This is a genomic window from Vibrio anguillarum (assembly GCF_001989995.2).
In the GTDB taxonomy this organism is placed as follows: domain Bacteria; phylum Pseudomonadota; class Gammaproteobacteria; order Enterobacterales; family Vibrionaceae; genus Vibrio; species Vibrio anguillarum.
Genome location: NZ_JAHGUP010000240.1, coordinates 1 through 233, shown reverse-complemented (window position 1 = coordinate 233; position 233 = coordinate 1). Strand labels below are relative to the sequence as shown.

At 47.6% G+C, this 233-nt stretch carries 1 protein-coding gene; it reads left to right on the top strand.

Features of this window, described 5'->3' with window-relative positions; genetic code table 11:
- A partial coding sequence (locus tag PL85_RS18695; protein ID WP_208895731.1) for an integrase core domain-containing protein occupies positions 1–233 on the top strand: 233 nt, incomplete at both ends.

Genomic DNA, 233 nt, shown 5'->3' with positions numbered 1-233 from the left:
CATAGCGATCAAGGCAGTCACTATACCAGCCGTAAATACCGTCAATTGCTGTGGTGTTTTCAAATAAAACAGAGTTTATCTCGCCGAGGAAATTGTTGGGATAATGCGCCGATGGAGCGCTTCTTTAGAAGTCTGAAGACGGAATGGGTGCCAGCTGTGGGTTATCGTAGCTTCGCTGAGGCTCAACAAGAGATCACCCGCTACATTATCGGATATTACTGCCAACTCAGGCC